The following is a 17,883-nucleotide window of genomic DNA, read 5'->3' on the forward strand; positions in this document are numbered from 1 at the left end:
GCCCTCGACCACGGTGCCGTCGGTGGCGACCTTCTCACCGGGCCGCACCACGAACCGGTCACCGACCGCGAGCTGCCCCACCGGAACGCGGGTCTCCCGCCCGTCCCGCAGCACCGTCACGTCCTTGGCGCCCAGTTCGAGCAGCGCCTTGAGCGCGGCGCCCGCGGTCCGCTTCGAGCGGGCCTCGAAGTAGCGTCCGGCCAGGATGAACGCGGTGACGCCGGCCGCCGCCTCCAGGTAGATGTTCGACGCGCCGTCGGAGCGGGCGATGGTGAACTCGAAGCCGTGCCGCATCCCGGTCATGCCCGCGTCGCCGAAGAACAGCGCCCACAGCGACCACAGGAACGCGGCGCCGGTGCCGACCGAGACCAGGGTGTCCATGGTGGCGGCGCCGTGCCGGGCGTTGGTCCAGGCGGCCCGGTGGAACGGCCAGGCGGCGTACGTCACCACCGGCGCGGCCAGGGTCAGCGACAGCCACTGCCAGTTGTCGAACTGCAGGGCGGGCACCATCGCCATCGCGATCACCGGCACCGCCAGCGCGACGGCGGTGACCAGGCGCTGCCGCAGCGGCGCCAGCTCGTCGGCCGGGCCGGTGGCCGCGGCGCCGTCCGCCCCGGCCGCCGCCTCCGCCGCGGCCGGGGGCTCGGGGAGCGCGGCGGTGTAGCCGGTGGCCTCGACGGTCGCGATCAGGTCGGCGACCTCCACGGGCCCGTCGACGACCACCTTGGCCTTCTCGGTGGCGTAGTTGACGGTGGCCCGGACGCCGTCCATCCGGTTGAGCTTCTTCTCGATCCGCGCGGCGCAGGACGCACAGGTCATGCCGCCGATGCGGAGTTCCACCTCGGTGGAGGCGGGTGCTGCCTGGGTGGTCATCAGGGCTCCTCGTGGTCTCTCCCGGCCGCGGGCCGGATTCCTACGGGTGGAGGGCTTGCTCAGGCCCGGCCGGTCAGCTCGTAGCCGGCCTCGTCGATCGCGGCGCGCACCGCCTCGTCGTCCGGTTCGGCGGCCGAGTCGACGCTCACCAGGCCGCCCTGCACGTCGACCCGGACGGCCTGCACGCCCGTCAGGGCGCCGACCGCCTTGCCGACGGCCTGCTCGCAGTGGCCGCAGGTCATCCCGGCGACGGCGTACACGGTGGTGACGGCGGCCGGGGCGGTCGCGGTCGTGGTGGTGGAGCAGGTGCCGTCGGTGGAGCAGCAGGACATGGGAACCTCCGGAGTGATCCTGCGATACCGGGTGGGGGTATCGGCTTCGATGTCTCCAGTTATACCCCTGGGGGGTATGCAGCGCAAGCATTCACTCCGCCGCCCCTCGCACCCCGTCCGTCGCGGGCGAATTTCAAGCCCCTGCCGCACCCGCTCTGACCTGCGCACATGGCGGCCCCTGCGGGTGGGGTTGCCCCGCCTCCGCCTCCTCGACTCGATTGACACATACCCCCAGGGGGTATGTACTCGCTGCGTCGGAACACCCCGGACCCCCGGGAGCGACCCCCTTGCCACACCCACGGGAGCGCGCCATGAACACCGCCTTCAAGGTCACCGCCTTCGCCACCGGCCTCGCCGCCGCCTTCACCGCCGCGTACGGCGTCGGCCACGCGGTCGGCCCCGCCCCGGCCCCCGCCGCCCAGCCGCACCCCGCCGCCCACGGAGCTCACGGAGCCCACGGAGCCCACGTGAACCCCACCGCCCCCGCCGTCCCCACGGCCCCCGCCGCCCACGGCGACCACCAGGTCGGCGGCCTACAGGTCGCCGACCGCGGCTACACCCTCCGCCTGGACCGCACCGTCGTCCCGGCCGGCGGCCCGACCGAGCTGAGCTTCCAGGTGCTGGCCCCGGACGGGAGCCCGCTCACCGCCTACCGGCCCGCGCACGAGAAGGAGCTGCACCTGATCGTCGCCAGCCGCGACCTGGCGGACTTCCAGCACCTGCACCCCGTCCGCACCGCCGACGGCACCTGGACCGCCCCGGCGAACATCCCCGCGGCCGGGGACTACCGGGTCTTCGCCGACTTCACCCCGGCCGCCGAGACCGACCCGCTCACCCTCGGCGCCGACCTGCACGCCGCGGGCGACTACCGCCCCGCAGCCCTCCCGCAGACCGGCCGCACCGTCACCGTCGACGGGTACACCCTCACCCTCGCCGGCGACCTCACCCCGGGCCGCCCCGGTCGCCTCGCCTTCACCGTGAGCCGCGACGGCCGCCCGGTCACCGACCTCGACCCGTACCTCGCCGCGTACGGCCACCTGGTGGTCCTCCGGGCCGGCGACCTCGGCTACCTGCACGTCCACCCGGACGGCGAACCGGGCGACGGCACCACCGCGCCCGGCCCCGAGGTCGACTTCACCGCGACCGCACCCACCCCCGGCGACTACCGCCTCTTCCTGGACTTCCAGCACCGGGGCACCGTCCGCACCGCGGCCTTCACCCTCACCGCCGCCGAAACCCCCGCCACCGGCATCCCCGCCACCGAAACCCCCACCACCGGCATCCCCGTCACCGAAACCCCCGCCACCGAGCCCCACCAGCACTGACCCCGCGCCCTCCTTCCCCTCCCGCCCCGCCCATCCGTCCCCCACATACCCCCACCCGGTATATCACCAGAGGAGCCCGGCCATGTCCGACCCCAGCGCACCACCCGCACCGCGCCGTTGGACGGCGCTCACCCTGATCGCCCTCGCCCAGTTCACGGTCATCATGGACACCTCGATCATCGGCGTGGCCCTGCCGGAGGTGCAGTCCGCGCTCGGCTTCTCGCAGGAGGACCTCTCCTGGGTGTTCAACGCCTACGTGATCGCCTTCGGCGGCCTGCTGCTGCTCGGCGGACGCCTCTCCGACCTGCTCGGCGCCAAGCGCGTCTTCGCCACCGGCTGGGCGGTCCTCGCCGTCGGCTCCCTGCTGGCGGGCCTGGCCGGCACCGCCTGGGTCGAACTGGTCGGCCGCGCCGTCCAGGGCGCCGGTTCGGCCCTGATCGCCCCGGCGGCGCTCACCCTGCTGATGACCCTCTTCGGCGCCCGCCCCACCGAACTCCCCAAGGCCATCGCGCTGTACGGGGCGGCCGCCCCGGCGGGCGGCACCGCGGGCGTCTTCCTCGGCGGGCTGATCACCCAGTACGCCAGCTGGCAGTGGGTGTTCTGGATCAACGTCCCGGTGGCGCTGGCCGTGCTCGCCGCGACCCCGTCCGTGATGCCCGCCGCGGCGGGCCGGCGCGGCTCGATCGACTGGCTCGGCGCGGCCACCGTCACCACCGGCCTCGCCGTCACCGTCCTCGCGGTCGTCCGCGCCCCGCAGGCGGGCTGGGGCTCGGCGCAGACCTGGCTGGTGCTGGCCGCCGGGCTCCTGCTGATCGCCGTCTTCCTGCTGCTCCAGCACCGCCGCCGCGAACCGCTGGTGCGGCTCGGCATCTGGCGCAGCCCGAACCTGGCCGGGGCCAACCTGGCGCAGCTGCTGATGGCCGCGGCCTGGATCCCGATGTGGTTCTTCCTCAACCTCTACCTGCAGCAGGTGCTCGGCCTGGAGGCGTTCGCCTCGGGCGCGGCACTGCTCCCGATGACCGCCGCGATCATGCTGATGATGATCGTCCTGGCGCCCCGGCTGATCGCCCGCTTCGGCCCCAAGCCGCTGGTCGTCACGGGCCTCGCCGCGCTCGCGGCGGGCATGTACTGGCTCTCGCTGGCCCGCCCGGACGGCAGCTTCGCGGTCGACGTGCTGCCCGCCTCGCTGCTCGCCGCGCTCGGCATGGCGCTGGCCTTCATCCCCTCGCTGGGCACCGCCCTCGCCGTCCCCGACCCCACCGAGGGCGGCCTCGCCTCCGGCATCGTCAACACCTCCTACCAGGTCGGCTCCGCCCTCGGCCTGGCCGCCATGACCGCCGTCGCCGCCGCCAACGGCGCCCGCGACCTCACCGACCCCGCCGCCCTCACCCAGGGCTTCTCGGCCGCCTTCCTCGGCGCCGCCGCCCTCGCCCTCCTCGGCGCCCTCGCCTCCCTCCTCACCCTCCGCCCCCGCCCTTCCTGACCCGGTCCTCCTGAGCCCGGCCCCCTGTGGCCCCGGCCCCCGGTCGTGCGGCGGCTCCCTCCGGAGCCGCCGCACGACGTCGGTTTCCGGCCAACTCCGCACCACCGTGGGCCACTTCGTCCGAAGAGGAGGTGGCCGCGCGGGCCGGTTGGTACGGTCGTCCGCCAACGGGTGGGGAATTCCAGGAAACGGGTGGGGGAGAATTGTCAGAATGGCGCGACAGGCGTGGCCGCGGCGAACCTTCCGAGGTGACGCGGCGATTGGCGGTCAATGCCTATTCCAGGAAGAACGGCCTACAGGTCAGGATCGAGCGCTGGCTGAGGGCCGGGAAGAAGCGCAAGGAGGAGCCGGGAGTCCTCCGGGGGGAGCGGTACGCGGACTGGGTGCTGCGCCGGGTGGCGGTCGAGCGGCCGGTGCCGTCCTTCGGGTTCGACCAGCCGTTGGTGGTCGCGCACTGCCTCCGGGCGGTCCGGCTCCGGGTCTGGCGCAGGTCCTTCCTCGCGCTGCTGGTTGCACCGGGCGTCGTCTGTGCCGCGCTGCGGGCCGCGTCGTGGCCGGTGGCGGGCGGCCTGGTGGTGGGCGGGGCCTGGCTGGCGCTCTGGATCGACCGGGCCCGCGCCCAGTACGCGACGTACGCCCTGCGGCCCGAGGCGTTCCGTGCCGGCCGCAGTCGTGAACCGGCTGCCGCGCGCCGCCTGCGGAAGGTGTGGCCGGCGCCGTACGCCCTCCCGCACGAGCGGAGCCTGCGTGCCGCCGGGGCCCGGGACCACTTCATCGGCGCGGGCTGGACGGTCTGGCCGGAGAGCTCCATCGGCATCGACGTCGAACCGGTGCCCCGGCGGCCGGACGGAAAGGCGCCGGAGCGGGAAGGCAATTCCGGTCCGGATTCCTGGATGCGGAAGAATTTCCCCCTCCCGGAGGCGGAGCAGGAGCCGGAGCCGCCCGCCGGATTCCGCCAGTTCACCGTTCCCGAATTGCACGACTACGTCGCTGACCGGCTGCTCGATCCGGCGCCGACGCACGCGGCGGACCACCCGCTGGCCGACATCGAGGTCCTGGGCGTCGCCACCCTGTCGGCGAAGCGCTGGCAGGACCTGGACGAGCAGGACTGGCTGGAACTGGAGGGTCTCGCGATCGGGAAACCCGACGCGGGGCCGGGGGAGTTCGTCGCCCGCCGCTACCTGTGGGCCCGCATCCTGTCCTGGCACGGCGAGCTGGCCGTGTCACTGATCGTCAACTTCGCCTACGAGAGCGGGTTCCTGCGGGTGACCGCCCGGCCGCACGTCACGGGCCCGCTCAACCAGGACCTCGACGCCGCCACCGACCCGCCCCCGCCGTGGTCCTGGAGGTGGCTGCGGACCTCCTGGCTGAACGCCCTGCTCGACCTGGTCGACGCCGTCACCCGCCCGCTCGCCCCGGAGACGGCGGCCCGCGAGCCCGAACGCGACGGCGGCGGCCCGGTCAGCCTGCGCGAGGCGTACTCCACCAGCCACATCGACGACATGGAGATGTACGAGGACGCCCGCCGCTACGTCCAGATGATGCAGCGCCGGGTGTTCGAGACGGTCGAGGTGTTCCTCGGCCACCGCCACATCGACCTCACCGCCTACCGGGCGCAGGCCACGCAGATCTACAACTTCGGGGTGATCGCCGGGGGCGACATCTCGGGCACTGTCACCAACCAGCCCGGAGCCGAGGGCTCCGAGTGACCGAAGGAGCACCCGTGAACCCTGACCGGCACCCCTCCGCCCCCGTCAACTACGGCGTGATCGTCGGGGGCGACCTCACCGGCAGCGTCCAGAACGCCCCGGCGGCCCGGGGCAGCACGTTGCACCAGGCCACCGGCCCGGCGGAGGCCGACCTCGCCGAGGCCCGCCGACGCCTGCAGGAGCTCCGGGAGGCCCTGGTGCGGCACCGGCACGAGCTGTCCGATCCGCAGGCGTGCCTGGACGAACTGGCCGTGGTCGAGGAGCACCTGCCCCGAGCGGCCGAGTCCCGGACCACCTTGCGGGCGGTCATGCGCTCGCTCTACGGGCGCTGCGGCGGCGTCCCGGGCCTGTTCACGATCGCGGGTGTCGCCCAGCAGGCGGTCGCCGCGCTGCTCTGAACCGGTCGGCCGGGCCCGCCCGCGGCGGCCGGGTGCGGCCGATTCCCGGCCGTGGCCCGGCCGCTTCGGCGTAGCCTTCGTGCATGGCAGAGAGCAAGGTCGCGAAGGTCGGGCGGAAGAAGCCCGAGACGCACCTGGGGATGGTGCGGCGGGCCCGGAGGATCAACCGTGAGCTGGCGGAGCTGTACCCGTACGCGCACCCGGAGTTGGACTTCGACGGGCCGTTCCAACTGCTGGTGGCGACCGTGCTGTCGGCGCAGACCACCGACCTGCGGGTGAACCAGACGACCCCGGCGCTGTTCGCGAAGTACCCGACGCCGGAGGACCTCGCGGCGGCCGTCCCGGAGGAGCTGGAGCAGGTCATCCGGCCCACCGGGTTCTTCCGGGCCAAGGCGAAGTCGCTGATCGGCCTGTCGATCGCGCTGCGCGACCGCTTCGGCGGCGAGGTGCCGCGCGGGCTGGAGGACCTGGTCACGCTGCCGGGGGTGGGCCGCAAGACCGCCAACGTGGTGATCGGCAACGCGTTCGGCGGGGCCGGCATCACGGTCGACACCCACTTCGGGCGGCTGGCCCGCCGCTTCGGCTGGACGGCCGAGGAGGACCCGGAGAAGGTCGAGGCCGACGTGATGGCGATCTTCCCGAAGTCGGAGTGGACGATGCTCTCGCACCGGGTGGTCTTCCACGGCCGCCGGGTCTGCCACGCCCGCAAGCCCGCCTGCGGGGCGTGCCCGATCGCGCCGCTGTGCCCGTCGTACGGGGTGGGGGAGACCGACCCGGAGCAGGCCCGCAAGCTGCTGAAGTACGAGCTGGCGGGGCAGCCCGGCCAGCGCCTGCGCCCTCCGGCGGACTTCCCGGGGGAGGCCGCGGCCCGCGCCGAGCTCGCCGCCGGGCACCCGCTGCCGGACACCGACCCGCAGGCCCTGCCGCCCGCGAAGGCCGCGAAGGCCGAGGCGCCCGCGAAGACCGCGAAGGCCGAGGCGGCCGCGAAGGAGACCTCATGACGACGACGCCGCCCGCGCTGGTCCGGGACGGCCTGCCGGAGTGGCTGCTGCCGGTGCGGGAGGCGGCGGAGCGGGCGGTGCCGGAGCAGCTGAGCCGGTTCCTGCCGCCCGCGGAGGGCGGTCGTCCGTCGGCGGTGCTGGTGCTGTTCGGCGAGGGCCCGGCGGGGCCGGACCTGCTGCTGATCGAGCGGGCCCGCAGCCTGCGCTCGCACGCGGGCCAGCCGTCCTTCCCCGGCGGTGCGCTGGATCCGGAGGACGGTGACCCGGCGGGCAGCGGCCCGCTCGCGGCGGCGTTGCGCGAGGCGGTGGAGGAGACCGGTCTGGACGCGTCGGGCGTGCAGCTGTTCGCCCGGCTCCCGGCGCTGTACATCCCGGTCAGCGGGTTCGTGGTGACGCCGGTGCTGGGGTGGTGGCGCCGGGAGTCGCCGGTCGCGGTGGTCGACCCGGCGGAGACCGGCGCGGTGTTCCGGGTGCCGCTGGCGGAGCTGACCGATCCGGCGAACCGGGCGAAGCTGCGCCACCCGTCGGGGTTCACCGGGCCCGCGTTCGAGGTGGCGGGCCGCCTGGTGTGGGGGTTCACCGCGGGGGTGATCGACCGGGTGCTGCACTTCAGCGGCCTGGAGCGGCCCTGGGACACCCGCCGCACCGTGGAGCTCTCCGAGGAGGCCGTGGCGCTGTCCCGGCGCCACGGCTCCTGAGGGGTCCTGGGGCCTGGGGACCCGCCGGTCAGCGCGGCAGTGGCGCCGTGGTCGACACGGTGTCCCCGCCGTCCTCGTACGCGTTCCAGTCGGTGGTGACCGAGCTCGCCGCCGACCCGATCACCCCGAGCACCAGGTAGACCACCAGCAGCGCCTTCGCGGCCCCGGTCAGCACCAGCGGCCGGGTCGCGGAGCGGACGGGCTCGGAGTCGACGGGGTCGCCGAACACGGCCTTGGGGTAGGCGGGGGTCAGCATCATCAGGTACGCCTGGAACCGCATCCGGTAGCGCAGAACCGCCGCGGTGGCCCCGAACAGGGCCTCCGGCATCCGGCCGAGCACCAGCACCACCAGCCAGCTGACGAACGACAGCGCCCACCAGCCGGTCTGCAGCAGCCCCTGGACGATCGCGGCGGGGACCGCCAGCAGCAGCCGGAAGAACACCGCGAGCCGGTTCAGCGGCCCGCCGGGCCGCAGCTCGATCCGGACGGGGTGGTCGGGGGCCGCGAACCGGAACGGCGGGTAGCGGTCGGTGACCAGCAGCGAGGAGGCGTAGACCCGGGTGTCGTACGCCAGGTAGCCGCTGAGCCAGTCGGCGGCGAAGCGCGGCAGGCGGCCGCCGAACAGCGCGCCGAACCAGCCGATCACCACGACCACGAAGGCGACGACCGACAGCAGCCACAGCACCACGTACTGCGGGACCAGCAGCAGCAGGCGCAGCAGCACGGTGAGCCGGTTCTGCGGGCCGGGCGGGGGGATGTCCAGGGCCGGCTGGAACTCGGTGCGGTCCACCACCGGCACGTCCCACCTGGGCTGCTCCATGGTTCGGCTCCCTGTTTCCCGTCCGTTCCCGGACGGTCGCTCTCGGTTGTTTCCGGTCGGTCCCGGTCGGTTCCGGTCGTCCCCGGTCGGTTCCGGCCTCCCCGGGCGCGTTCCCCGGTCCTCGTCCGGTCCTCGTCCGGTCCTCGTCCGGTCCTCGTCCGGTCGGCCGTTCACGAGACCGGATGGTCAGACCGTCCCAACCGTTCCGGGACCGCTGCCCGCCGGATTGACCCGATCGGGCGACGGCCGGGGACCGGTGTCCCCCGCCCGGCGGGACGTGGGAGGGTGTTCGGGTGAATGTCCTGGATCTGCTGCTGATCGCCGCCGCGCTCGGCTTCGCCGTGTCCGGCTATCGGCAGGGGTTCGTGGTCGGCGCGCTCTCGGTGCTGGGCTTCCTGGGCGGCGGCCTGATCGCCGTCCAGCTGCTGCCGCTGCTGCTGCACCACCTCTCGCCGGGGACCACCGCCTCGGTGGTGGCCGTGGTGGTGGTGATCGTGCTGGCGGCGGTCGGGCAGGCGGTCACCACGCACTTCGGGTGGAAGCTGCGGGGGCGGATCGGCCGGAACAAGGTGAAGACCCTGGACGCGGTCGGCGGCTCGCTGGTGAACGTGCTGTCGATGCTGCTGGTGGCCTGGCTGATCGGGTCGGCGCTGGCGGGCACCTCGCTGCCGACCGTCTCCAAGCAGGTCCGCAGTTCGAAGGTGCTCGGCACGGTGCAGGAGGCGCTGCCGGACGACGCGCCGAACTGGTTCTCCGACCTCAGCCAGGACCTGGCCCGCAACGGCTTCCCGCAGGTGTTCAACCCGTTCGAGCAGGAGCCGATCACCGAGGTGGAGCCGCCCGACCCGGCGCTGGCCAACAGCCCGGGCGTGCTGCGGGCGAAGGGCTCGCTGGTGAAGGTGCTGGGCACCGCGGCCTCCTGCGGCAAGACGCTGGAGGGCTCCGGCTTCGTGTTCGCCCCGCACCGGGTGATGACCAACGCCCACGTGGTCGGCGGCGTCGACGAGCCGACCGTGCAGGTCGCCGGGGCGGGGCAGCTGTACGACGCGACGGTGGTCCGCTACGACTGGCAGCGCGACATCGCGGTGCTGGACGTGCCGAAGCTGAACGCCCCGCCGCTGGCCTTCGCGGGCGAGGCCCGCTCCAACGACTCGGCGATCGTCGCGGGCTTCCCGGAGAACGGCGCGTTCAACGTCCAGCCCGCCCGCATCCGCGGCCGGATCCAGGCCAACGGCCCGGACATCTACCACCGCGGCCAGGTCGTCCGGGACGTCTACTCGGTGCGCTCGCTGGTCCGCCAGGGCAACAGCGGCGGCCCGCTGCTGACCCCGGACGGGCAGGTGTACGGGGTGGTGTTCGCCAAGTCGCTGGACAGCTCCGACACCGGCTACGTGCTGACCGCCGCCGAGGTGCGGGAGGACGTGGTGCAGGGCGCCGCCGCGAGCGGGAAGGTCAGCACCGAGGGCTGCGCCCTGTGACCGCACGGACGCCGAAACCACTCTGACGGGCCGTCCGCCGCTCCTGGTAGCGTCGGCCGGGCTCACCCGAACGGCCGCACCGGGCCGCCGTGGCAGGAGCCCTCCGGGAGGTCGGACACACGTCATGATGGGTCACTCGCACGCGGTCAGCGGCGCCCTGCTGTTCGCGGCCACCGCGCCGTTCGTCCCGCCGCTGATGGGCATGCACCTGCAGCCGGCGGACGTGCTGATGGGCACCGTGCTGTGCGCGGGCGCGGCCCTGCTGCCGGACCTGGACCACCACGACGGCACCATCGCCAACTTCCTCGGCCCGATCTCCAAGGTGCTGTGCCAGTTCGTCGCCTGGGTCTCCGGCGGCCACCGGCACGCCACCCACTCGCTGCTGTTCGTGGCGCTGATGGGCGGCGGCAGCTGGGCCGGGATCACCTACCTGGGCCGGAACTTCACCATCGGCCTGACGTTCTTCCTGCTCGCGATGGCGATCAAGGCGCTGCACCTCCACCCGCCGGGGGACGGCCCGCAGGGCTGGATCACCGTGATGGGCCTGGCCGCGCTCGGCACCTTCGGCATGCTCAACTGGCTGCCGAGCGCCCCGGGCTGGCTGCCGTACGCGGTGGCCCTGGGCACGCTGGCGCACCTGCTGGGCGACTGCCTGACCAAGCAGGGCTCGCCGCTGCTGTGGCCCCACAAGGAGCGCTACGAGGTCGTGCTGATCAAGCGCACCGGCAACAAGGTGGAGACCAAGATCCTGGTGCCGGTGATGACGCTGGCGACGTTCGCGCTGCTGCTGTGGTCCACCGCGATCTCGCCGACCGTGCTGAGCTGAGCGTCCGCTGACGGGGCCGGGGCCCGTGCGGAGGACTCCTCCGTACGGGCCCCGGCCGTTGCGCGTGCCGAGTGCGGGTCTCACCCCTCCCGGCGGAGTCGGGCGCCGACCCAGCGGGCGCGCCGTCCGATGATCTTCGGAATTCCGAGCCGGTACCCCGCGCTGCGTGGCGTCCGCCCGGTCGGCTCGTAGGGCCACTCCGGCTGCGGGACGTGCTGCTGCGAGCTGCTGCTGCCACGGCTGCGTCGGCGCGGCTGGGCTTCTCGATCGGGCATCCAGGTCATACCGGAGGGATTCCCCTGGGCCGCCCGGAGTAACCGTGCCCGGGGCCGCCGACTGGCCTATGCGCTTGTCATATGAACGGCGTCAACTCTGGGGGAGCGGGGGCCGGTTGGAGCCTGCCGCCCGGCCCGCCGCTCAGTCCTCCCCGTGCTGCCGGACCCACTCGATCAGCTCCGCGGTGAACTCCTCCGGGACCTCCTCGTGCGGGAAGTGCCCGACCCCCGGCAGCAGCCGCCACCGGTACGGCGCCGACACGAACTCGCCCGCCCCCAGCGCCGTCCGCGACAGCAGCACCGGGTCCGAGGCGCCCTGCACGTGCAGCACCGGCGCGGTGATCTGCTTCTTCATCCGGCGCGCGAACTGGATGCCGTCCGGCCGCGCCATCGACCGCATCAGCCAGCGGTACGGCTCGATCGAGCAGTGCGCGGTGCTCGGCACCTGGATCGCCTTCCGGTACGCCGCCACCGCCTCGGCGGGCAGCATGTTCGGCCCGGTCCAGTCCCGCAGGTACTCGCCCACCAGCGCGCCGTCGTCCGCGACCAGCCGGCGCTCCGGGATCCACGGCCGCTGGAAGCCCAGCACGTGCTCGAACGCGGCGATCTGCTTGCGGTCGGTCAGCAGCGCCCGGCGCAGGTGCCGCGGGTGCGCCGCCGACACCACCGTCAGGCTGCGGATCACCGAGGGGCGCATCACCGCGGCCACCCAGGCCAGCGTGCCGCCGGTGGCGTGCCCGACCAGGTGCGCCCGCCGCTCGCCGAGCGAGCGGATCACGCCGGTGACGTCCAGTGCCAGGTTGCCCGGGTCGTAGCCGCGCGGGGTGCGGTCCGAGCCGCCCATGCCCCGCAGGTCCAGCGCGACCGCCCGGAAGCCCGCCCCGGCCAGCGCCGTCAGCTGGTGCCGCCACGCCCACCAGTACTCGGGCCAGCCGTGCACCAGCAGCACCAGCGGCCCCTCGCCGAGCTCGGCGATGTGGAAGCGCGCCCCGTTCGCCGCCAGGTCCCGGTGCGTCCACGGCCCGGCCGAGCGGACGCTCCACGGCTCCGCGGGCACCGGCGGGACGGGAACGGGAGTGGTCTCATCCACGGGCTTCTGGTCCAACGACATACCCGCAGCCTGTCATACCCGCCCTCCCCGCACCCGCCCGGCACTCGTGCACGCACGCAACCGTTACCGGCCGCCGCTCACCGGACCGGGCCGCGGCTCACTGGATCCGGCCGAGCGCCCGGTCGATCTCCTCCTTGGTGGCCGGCCGCGGCTTGGCGCTCCTCAGCACCTCGGCGGTGGCCTGGGCGCCCGCGATGGTGCGCTCCGGCTTCTTGATCTTCTTGAAGTAGCGGATCATCAGGAACGCCAGCAGTCCGGCGATCAGCACGTACGCGCCGCCGACGATGGCGAACGACCAGCCGGTGGTGATGCCCAGCGCCTGCAGGCCCCAGGCGAAGGCGAAGGAGAACATCGGGATCGAGGCCAGCGCCACCACGCCCGCCACCACGCCCGCGGCGGTGCCGACGCCGCCGCGCACCACGTCGGCCTTGATCTCGGCCTTGGCCAGCGCGATCTCGTCGTGCACCAGGCTGGACAGCTCGGCGGTGGCGTCGGCGAACAGTTCGCCGACGGTCCGCTCACCCTCGTGCGGGGTGCGGCCGTTCGGGGGTGCGGCTCCTGCGGCCATCGGGAGGTCTCCGTTCGAAGGGCTGGGTGAGGCGTCCTGAGCGGCCGTCACGCGAGTGGGTGTCAGCTCAGCATCATGCCCCTACCGGCGAGTCGGGCACCACTCCGGGTACCCGGCCGACGGCGTGTCACCCCTGCCGTTGGTACACATCGGGGATGCCGTCGCCGTCCTCGTCCAGGTTCTCCTCGTCGTACAGCTCCCGGTAGTGCCGGTTACGCCGCTTCAGCAGCAGCGAGCCGACCACCGCGCAGGTCAGCGAGCCGACCAGCACGGCCTCCTTGCACAGCTGGGCCAGGTGGTGGTCGTCCGGGAACGCCAGGTCGCTGATCAGCAGCGACACCGTGAAGCCGATGCCCGCGACGGTGGCCAGCGCCACCAGGTCGGACCAGGTCAGCTGCGGGTTCAGGGTGGCCCGGGTGTAGCGGGCGGCCAGCCAGGTGCCGCCGAAGATGCCCACCGACTTGCCGACCAGCAGCCCGATCACGATGCCCAGCGGCGCCGGCTGGGTGAACACCTCGCCCAGGATCTCCGCCGACACCGGCACGCCCGCCGCGAACAGCGCGAACACCGGCACCGCCAGGCCCGCCGACAGCGGCCGCACCAGGTGCTCGATGTGCTCGCCGGGGGACTGCTCCTCGCCCTCCTCGCGGTGGCAGCGCAGCAGCAGTCCCATCGCCACGCCCGCCACCGTCGCGTGCACCCCGCTCTCGTGCATCAGCGCCCAGATCACCACCGCCAGCGGCACGTACAGCCACCAGCCGTGCACCCCGCGCCGGTGCAGGAACCAGAACAGCACCAGCCCCGCCAGCGCCGCCCCCAGCGTCCAGAACTCGATCCCGGACGAGTAGAAGACCGCGATGACCAGGATCGCGATCAGGTCGTCCACCACCGCCAGGGTCAGCAGGAACGCCCGCAGCGCGGACGGCAGGTGACTGCCCACCACCGCCAGCACGCCCAGCGCGAAGGCGATGTCGGTCGCGGTCGGGATCGCCCAGCCCGCCGGGTGCCCGTTCGGCGCGGCCACGTTGATCACCGTGAACAGCACCGCGGGCAGCAGCACCCCGCACACCGCCGCCACCACCGGCAGCGCCGCCGCGCTCGGCGTGCGCAGCTCCCCGGCCACGAACTCGCGCTTCAGCTCGATGCCCGCCACGAAGAAGAAGACCGTCAGCAGCCCGTCCTGCGCCCAGGCCTCCAGCGGCAGGTCCAGGTGCAGCGGCCCGCTCGGCCCGACCGTGTACTCCAGCACCGCCTCGTACGCGTGCGGCCACAGGTTCGCCCAGAGCAGCGCGACCGCCGCGGCCGCCAGCAGCAGCACGCCGCCGACCGTCTCGGTGCGCAGCGCGTCGGTCAGGTAGCGGCGTTCGGGCAGCGACAGCAGGCCGAGGAACTGGCGGCGGTCGTCGGAGCCGCCGCGGTCGCTGGAGCTGTCGCGGTCGTCGGAGCTGCGGCGGTCGTCGGACGGGCTGGTCACGGCGGGGGACCTCCTGGGCGGGCGGCATGCGGACACACGGGTGGTGCAGTGCCGACCAGACTTCCCGGCGCGCCTCAGGTTCTTGGTACTTCCTTGACATCCTAGGGCGCGTGACAAGCGGTCAATCGGTTCGTCCCACTTTATGAGGATTTTCGGGGGTGCGACGGGCGGGCCCCCGGCGCACTGACCCGGATGGGTTCGGCCGGATGCGGACGACCCGCCGCGTTCCTAGGGTCGGCCGCAGAAGCGGGCCGCCGCCCCGGCCGCCCGCCCCGACCAGGAGGAATCGATGCCCAGTCAGGAGACCGAACCCATACCGGTGCAGGCCGTGGGTCCCCAGGGGAGAGGAGACGTGGGCGCCGACACCGCCCAGCCCCCGTTAAGCGACCCGGACCTCGAACACCTGCTGCGCCCGCTGTTCGCCGCCGCCGCGCCCGAGGGCGGCATCGCCGTCGCGGCGATCCGCGGCACCGAGCGCACCGTCGCCTGCCGCGGCTACGCCGACCGGGCCGGGGAGCGCCCGGTGCGGGCCGACACCCGGTTCGAGCTCGGCTCGGTCACCAAGACCTTCACCGCCCTGCTGCTCGCCGACATGGTCGCCCGCGGCGAGGTCGGCTACGACGACCCGATCGACCGCTACCTGCCCGCCGAGGTGCTGCCCGGCTACCCGCACGAGCGCCCGATCACCCTGCTGCACCTGGCCACCCACACCTCCGGGCTGCCCCGGCTGCCGGTCGGCCTCGCCCCCGCCGCGGTGCCCCGCTGGTTCACCAGCCCGTACGCCACGTTCAGCGCCGCGCACCTGCTGCGGGCGCTGCCCCGCACCCCCGTGCGCGGCACCCCGGGCACCCGGGTGCGGTACTCCAGCCTCGGCGCCGGACTGCTCGGCCTGGTGCTGGAGCGGGCCGCCGGGCAGCGCTACCAGGAACTGCTCGGCGGGCGGGTCTGCGAGCCGCTCGGCCTGGTCGACACCTCCTGCGGCACCGGCCGGGACGAGACCACCGGCTACCGGCGCGGCCGCTGGATCCCCTCGTTCAAGGTCCCGGCGCTGCCCGGCGCGGCGGCGCTGCGCTCCACCGCCGACGACATGCTGCGCTACCTGCAGGCCCACCTCGCGGTGGACGCGGTGCCGATCCCCGAGCGGACCGGCGCGGCGGCCAGCCTGCGGACCGCGCTGCGCGAGGTGTCGCTGCCCCGGGTCGCCCGGCGCGGGTTCGGGCAGCGGATCGGCCTGAGCTGGCACCACCGCCCCGCCGAGGGCGCCGCGGACCGCGAGGTGGTCTTCCACAGCGGCTCGACCGGCCGCTGCACCGCCTTCGTGGGCTTCGACCGGGCCGCGCAGACCGGCCTGGTCGTGCTGGCCGGGCCGCTCGCCACCGGGCGGCGCCGCTTCGCCCAGAGCGCGCACGAGGCGCTGCGGGCGCTGGCCGGCTGACCGGTCGGCCGACGGCACCGACGGGCCGGGCCCCGTTCCGCTTCGTGCGGAACGGGGCCCGGGCCGGGTGGTGCGGCGGATCAGCCCTCGGTGCCGGCGGCCGGCAGCTGGGACTGGATCAGGTTCATCACCGAGGAGTCGGCCAGCGTGGTGGTGTCGCCCACCTCGCGGCCCTCGGCGATGTCGCGCAGCAGGCGGCGCATGATCTTGCCGGAGCGGGTCTTCGGCAGCTCGGAGACCACCTTGATCTGCTTCGGCTTGGCGATCGGGCCGAGCGTCTTGCCGACGTGGTTGCGCAGGTCCGCGATCAGCTCCGCGCTGTCCGCGGCGGTGCCGCGCAGGATCACGAAGGCCACGATCGCCTGGCCGGTGGTGGCGTCGGTCGCGCCGACCACCGCGGACTCGGCGACCGCCGGGTGGCCGACCAGCGCCGACTCGACCTCGGTGGTGGAGATGTTGTGGCCGGAGACCAGCATCACGTCGTCGACGCGGCCGAGCAGCCAGATGTCGCCGTCCTCGTCCTTCTTGGCGCCGTCACCGGCGAAGTAGCGGCCCTCGAAGCGCGACCAGTAGGTGTCGACGTAGCGCTGGTCGTCGCCCCAGATGGTGCGCAGCATGGACGGCCACGGCTCGGTCAGCACCAGGTAGCCGCCAGAGCCGTCGGGCACCTCGCGGGCCTCGTCGTCCACCACGGTGGCGGCGATGCCGGGCAGGGCGCGCTGGGCGGAGCCCGGCTTGGTCTCGGTGACGCCCGGCAGCGGGCTGATCATGATCGCGCCGGTCTCGGTCTGCCACCAGGTGTCGACGATTGGGGTCTTGCCGGCGCCGATGTGCTCGCGGTACCAGACCCAGGCCTCGGGGTTGATCGGCTCGCCGACCGAGCCCAGCACCCGCAGGCTGGTCAGGTCGAACTGCGCGGGGATGTCGTCGCCCCACTTCATCCAGGTGCGGATCAGGGTGGGCGCGGTGTAGAGGATGGTCACGCCGTACTTCTGCACGATCTCGAACATCCGGCCCTGGTGCGGGGTGTCCGGGGTGCCCTCGTAGATCACCTGGGTGGCGCCGTTGGAGAGCGGGCCGTAGACGATGTACGAGTGGCCGGTGACCCAGCCGATGTCGGCGGTGCACCAGTAGACGTCGGTCTCCGGCTTGAGGTCGAAGACCGCGTTGTGGGTGAAGCTGGCCTGGGTGAGGTAGCCGCCCGAGGTGTGCAGGATGCCCTTGGGCTTCCCGGTGGTGCCCGAGGTGTACAGGATGAACAGCGGCTGCTCGGCGTCGTGCGCCTCGGGGGCGTGCTCGGCCGACTGGGCGTCGACCAGCTCGTGCCACCACACGTCGCGGCCCTCGGTCCAGGCCACCTCCTCGCCGGTGCGGCGCACGACCAGGACGTTCTGCACGCCGTCGACCTTGGTCAGCGCCTCGTCGATGGCGGGCTTGAGCGCGGAGGGCTTGCCGCGGCGGTAGCCGCCGTCGGCGGTGATGACCAGCTTGGCGTCGGCGTCCTTGATCCGGGAGGCCACGGCGTCGGCGGAGAAGCCGCCGAAGACCACCGAGTGCGCCGCGCCGATCCGGGCGCAGGCGAGCATCGCGACGACCGCCTCGGGGATCATCGGCAGGTAGACGGCGACCCGGTCGCCCTTGGCCACGCCGAGCTGCTGCAGGGCGTTGGCGGCCCTGGAGACCTCGTCCTTGAGCTCGGCGTAGGTGATGGCGCGGCTGTCGCCGGGCTCGCCCTCGAAGTGGATGGCGACCCGGTCGCCGTGGCCGGCCTCGACGTGGCGGTCCACGCAGTTGTACGCCACGTTCAGCTTGCCGTCGGCGAACCACTTGGCGAACGGCGGGTTCGACCAGTCCAGGGTCTCGGTGGGCTCGACCGCCCAGCTCAGTCGGCGGGCCTGCTCGGCCCAGAAGGCCAGCCGGTCCTCGGAGGCCTGCGCGTAGGCGTCGGCGGTGACGTTGGCGGAGGCGGCGAGCTCCGCGGGCGGGGCGAAACGCCGCTCCTCCTTGAGCAGATTGGCCAGGCTCTCGTTGCTCAACGCGCACTCCTCATCGAGTCTCAAATACCGGGGAACCCCGT

General features: G+C 73.7%; 16 protein-coding genes. 9 read left to right on the forward strand and 7 right to left on the reverse strand.

The genetic code is table 11. The features are described 5' to 3' along the window. The coding region (locus tag OO57_RS06485) for a cation transporter (RefSeq protein ID WP_033251331.1) at positions 1 to 873 on the reverse strand (873 nt) is incomplete at its 3' end. Positions 874 to 932: 59 nt separating this feature from the next. After that, positions 933 to 1,205, reverse strand: coding sequence for a heavy-metal-associated domain-containing protein (locus OO57_RS06490; RefSeq protein WP_033251332.1), 273 nt, complete (start codon positions 1,203 to 1,205; stop codon positions 933 to 935). 311 nt (positions 1,206 to 1,516) lie between these two features. Here OO57_RS06490 and OO57_RS06495 point away from each other — a divergent pair, with 311 nt between their 5' ends. The 6 genes from OO57_RS06495 (at position 1,517) to OO57_RS06520 (ending at position 7,819) form a co-directional block, all read left to right on the forward strand. Continuing rightward, positions 1,517 to 2,530 carry a hypothetical protein gene (locus tag OO57_RS06495; RefSeq protein WP_033251333.1) on the forward strand — a complete coding sequence of 338 codons (1,014 nt, stop codon included), beginning with the start codon at positions 1,517 to 1,519 and terminating at the stop codon, positions 2,528 to 2,530. 82 nt (positions 2,531 to 2,612) lie between these two features. Further along, positions 2,613 to 4,013 carry an MFS transporter gene (locus OO57_RS06500; protein ID WP_033251334.1) on the forward strand — a complete coding sequence of 467 codons (1,401 nt, stop codon included), beginning with the start codon at positions 2,613 to 2,615 and terminating at the stop codon, positions 4,011 to 4,013. A gap of 248 nt (positions 4,014 to 4,261) precedes the next feature. Further along, complete coding sequence (locus OO57_RS06505; RefSeq protein WP_158715034.1) at positions 4,262 to 5,722, forward strand: hypothetical protein; 1,461 nt, start codon at positions 4,262 to 4,264, stop codon at positions 5,720 to 5,722. Positions 5,723 to 5,736: 14 nt separating this feature from the next. Further along, positions 5,737 to 6,120, forward strand: coding sequence for a hypothetical protein (locus OO57_RS06510; protein ID WP_033251335.1), 384 nt, complete (start codon positions 5,737 to 5,739; stop codon positions 6,118 to 6,120). Between the two features lie 83 nt (positions 6,121 to 6,203). Continuing rightward, complete coding sequence (gene nth / locus OO57_RS06515) at positions 6,204 to 7,121, forward strand: endonuclease III (protein ID WP_051776732.1); 918 nt, start codon at positions 6,204 to 6,206, stop codon at positions 7,119 to 7,121. Then, positions 7,118 to 7,819 (forward strand): NUDIX hydrolase, encoded by a 702-nt coding sequence (locus OO57_RS06520; protein ID WP_033251336.1) that lies wholly within the window; start codon positions 7,118 to 7,120, stop codon positions 7,817 to 7,819. The genes nth and OO57_RS06520 overlap by 4 nt, the downstream gene beginning before the upstream one ends. A 28-nt stretch (positions 7,820 to 7,847) precedes the next feature. Here OO57_RS06520 and OO57_RS06525 read toward each other — a convergent pair whose 3' ends face one another. Next, complete coding sequence (locus OO57_RS06525; RefSeq protein WP_033251337.1) at positions 7,848 to 8,639, reverse strand: DUF4389 domain-containing protein; 792 nt, start codon at positions 8,637 to 8,639, stop codon at positions 7,848 to 7,850. Between the two features lie 293 nt (positions 8,640 to 8,932). On the opposite strand from OO57_RS06525, the gene OO57_RS06530 reads away from it, so the two are divergent. Further along, positions 8,933 to 10,117 (forward strand): MarP family serine protease, encoded by a 1,185-nt coding sequence (locus tag OO57_RS06530; RefSeq protein WP_033251338.1) that lies wholly within the window; start codon positions 8,933 to 8,935, stop codon positions 10,115 to 10,117. A gap of 124 nt (positions 10,118 to 10,241) precedes the next feature. Continuing rightward, positions 10,242 to 10,943, forward strand: a complete 702-nt coding sequence (locus OO57_RS06535; RefSeq protein WP_033251339.1) for a metal-dependent hydrolase — start codon at positions 10,242 to 10,244, stop codon at positions 10,941 to 10,943. Positions 10,944 to 11,360: 417 nt separating this feature from the next. On the opposite strand, the gene OO57_RS06540 is transcribed toward OO57_RS06535, so the two are convergent. The 3 genes from OO57_RS06540 to nhaA form a co-directional block, all read right to left on the reverse strand. Then, complete coding sequence (locus OO57_RS06540) at positions 11,361 to 12,329, reverse strand: alpha/beta fold hydrolase (protein ID WP_418909873.1); 969 nt, start codon at positions 12,327 to 12,329, stop codon at positions 11,361 to 11,363. A gap of 97 nt (positions 12,330 to 12,426) precedes the next feature. Then, positions 12,427 to 12,897, reverse strand: a complete 471-nt coding sequence (locus OO57_RS06545; protein WP_033251341.1) for a phage holin family protein — start codon at positions 12,895 to 12,897, stop codon at positions 12,427 to 12,429. Between the two features lie 127 nt (positions 12,898 to 13,024). Then, a complete protein-coding gene (nhaA, locus tag OO57_RS06550) occupies positions 13,025 to 14,278 on the reverse strand; it encodes a Na+/H+ antiporter NhaA (RefSeq protein ID WP_051776771.1) in 1,254 nt (417 codons plus the stop codon). A gap of 445 nt (positions 14,279 to 14,723) precedes the next feature. Between nhaA and OO57_RS06555 the strand changes: the two genes are divergently transcribed. Beyond that, entirely contained in the window at positions 14,724 to 15,806 is a 1,083-nt protein-coding gene (locus tag OO57_RS06555; RefSeq protein WP_158715035.1) for a serine hydrolase domain-containing protein, read from the forward strand. A gap of 80 nt (positions 15,807 to 15,886) precedes the next feature. Here the strand turns inward: OO57_RS06555 and acs are convergent, their stop codons facing one another. Next, a complete protein-coding gene (gene acs, locus OO57_RS06560) occupies positions 15,887 to 17,842 on the reverse strand; it encodes an acetate--CoA ligase (protein ID WP_033251342.1) in 1,956 nt (651 codons plus the stop codon). Positions 17,843 to 17,883 lie beyond the last annotated feature (41 nt).

The sequence above is a fragment of the Kitasatospora phosalacinea genome (assembly GCF_000717185.1).
GTDB lineage: Bacteria > Actinomycetota > Actinomycetes > Streptomycetales > Streptomycetaceae > Kitasatospora > Kitasatospora phosalacinea_A.

Bases quoted from the DNA above. Each gene is read 5' to 3' on its own strand.
- OO57_RS06520 (WP_033251336.1), top strand. From the start codon at position 7,118: ATGACGACGACGCCGCCCGCGCTGGTCCGGGACGGCCTGCCGGAGTGG.
- OO57_RS06545 (WP_033251341.1), bottom strand. From the start codon at position 12,897: ATGGCCGCAGGAGCCGCACCCCCGAACGGCCGCACCCCGCACGAGGGT.
- OO57_RS06490 (WP_033251332.1), bottom strand. From the start codon at position 1,205: ATGTCCTGCTGCTCCACCGACGGCACCTGCTCCACCACCACGACCGCG.
- OO57_RS06500 (WP_033251334.1), top strand. From the start codon at position 2,613: ATGTCCGACCCCAGCGCACCACCCGCACCGCGCCGTTGGACGGCGCTC.
- nth (WP_051776732.1), top strand. From the start codon at position 6,204: ATGGCAGAGAGCAAGGTCGCGAAGGTCGGGCGGAAGAAGCCCGAGACG.
- OO57_RS06525 (WP_033251337.1), bottom strand. From the start codon at position 8,639: ATGGAGCAGCCCAGGTGGGACGTGCCGGTGGTGGACCGCACCGAGTTC.
- OO57_RS06495 (WP_033251333.1), top strand. From the start codon at position 1,517: ATGAACACCGCCTTCAAGGTCACCGCCTTCGCCACCGGCCTCGCCGCC.
- OO57_RS06535 (WP_033251339.1), top strand. From the start codon at position 10,242: ATGATGGGTCACTCGCACGCGGTCAGCGGCGCCCTGCTGTTCGCGGCC.
- OO57_RS06540 (WP_418909873.1), bottom strand. From the start codon at position 12,329: ATGTCGTTGGACCAGAAGCCCGTGGATGAGACCACTCCCGTTCCCGTC.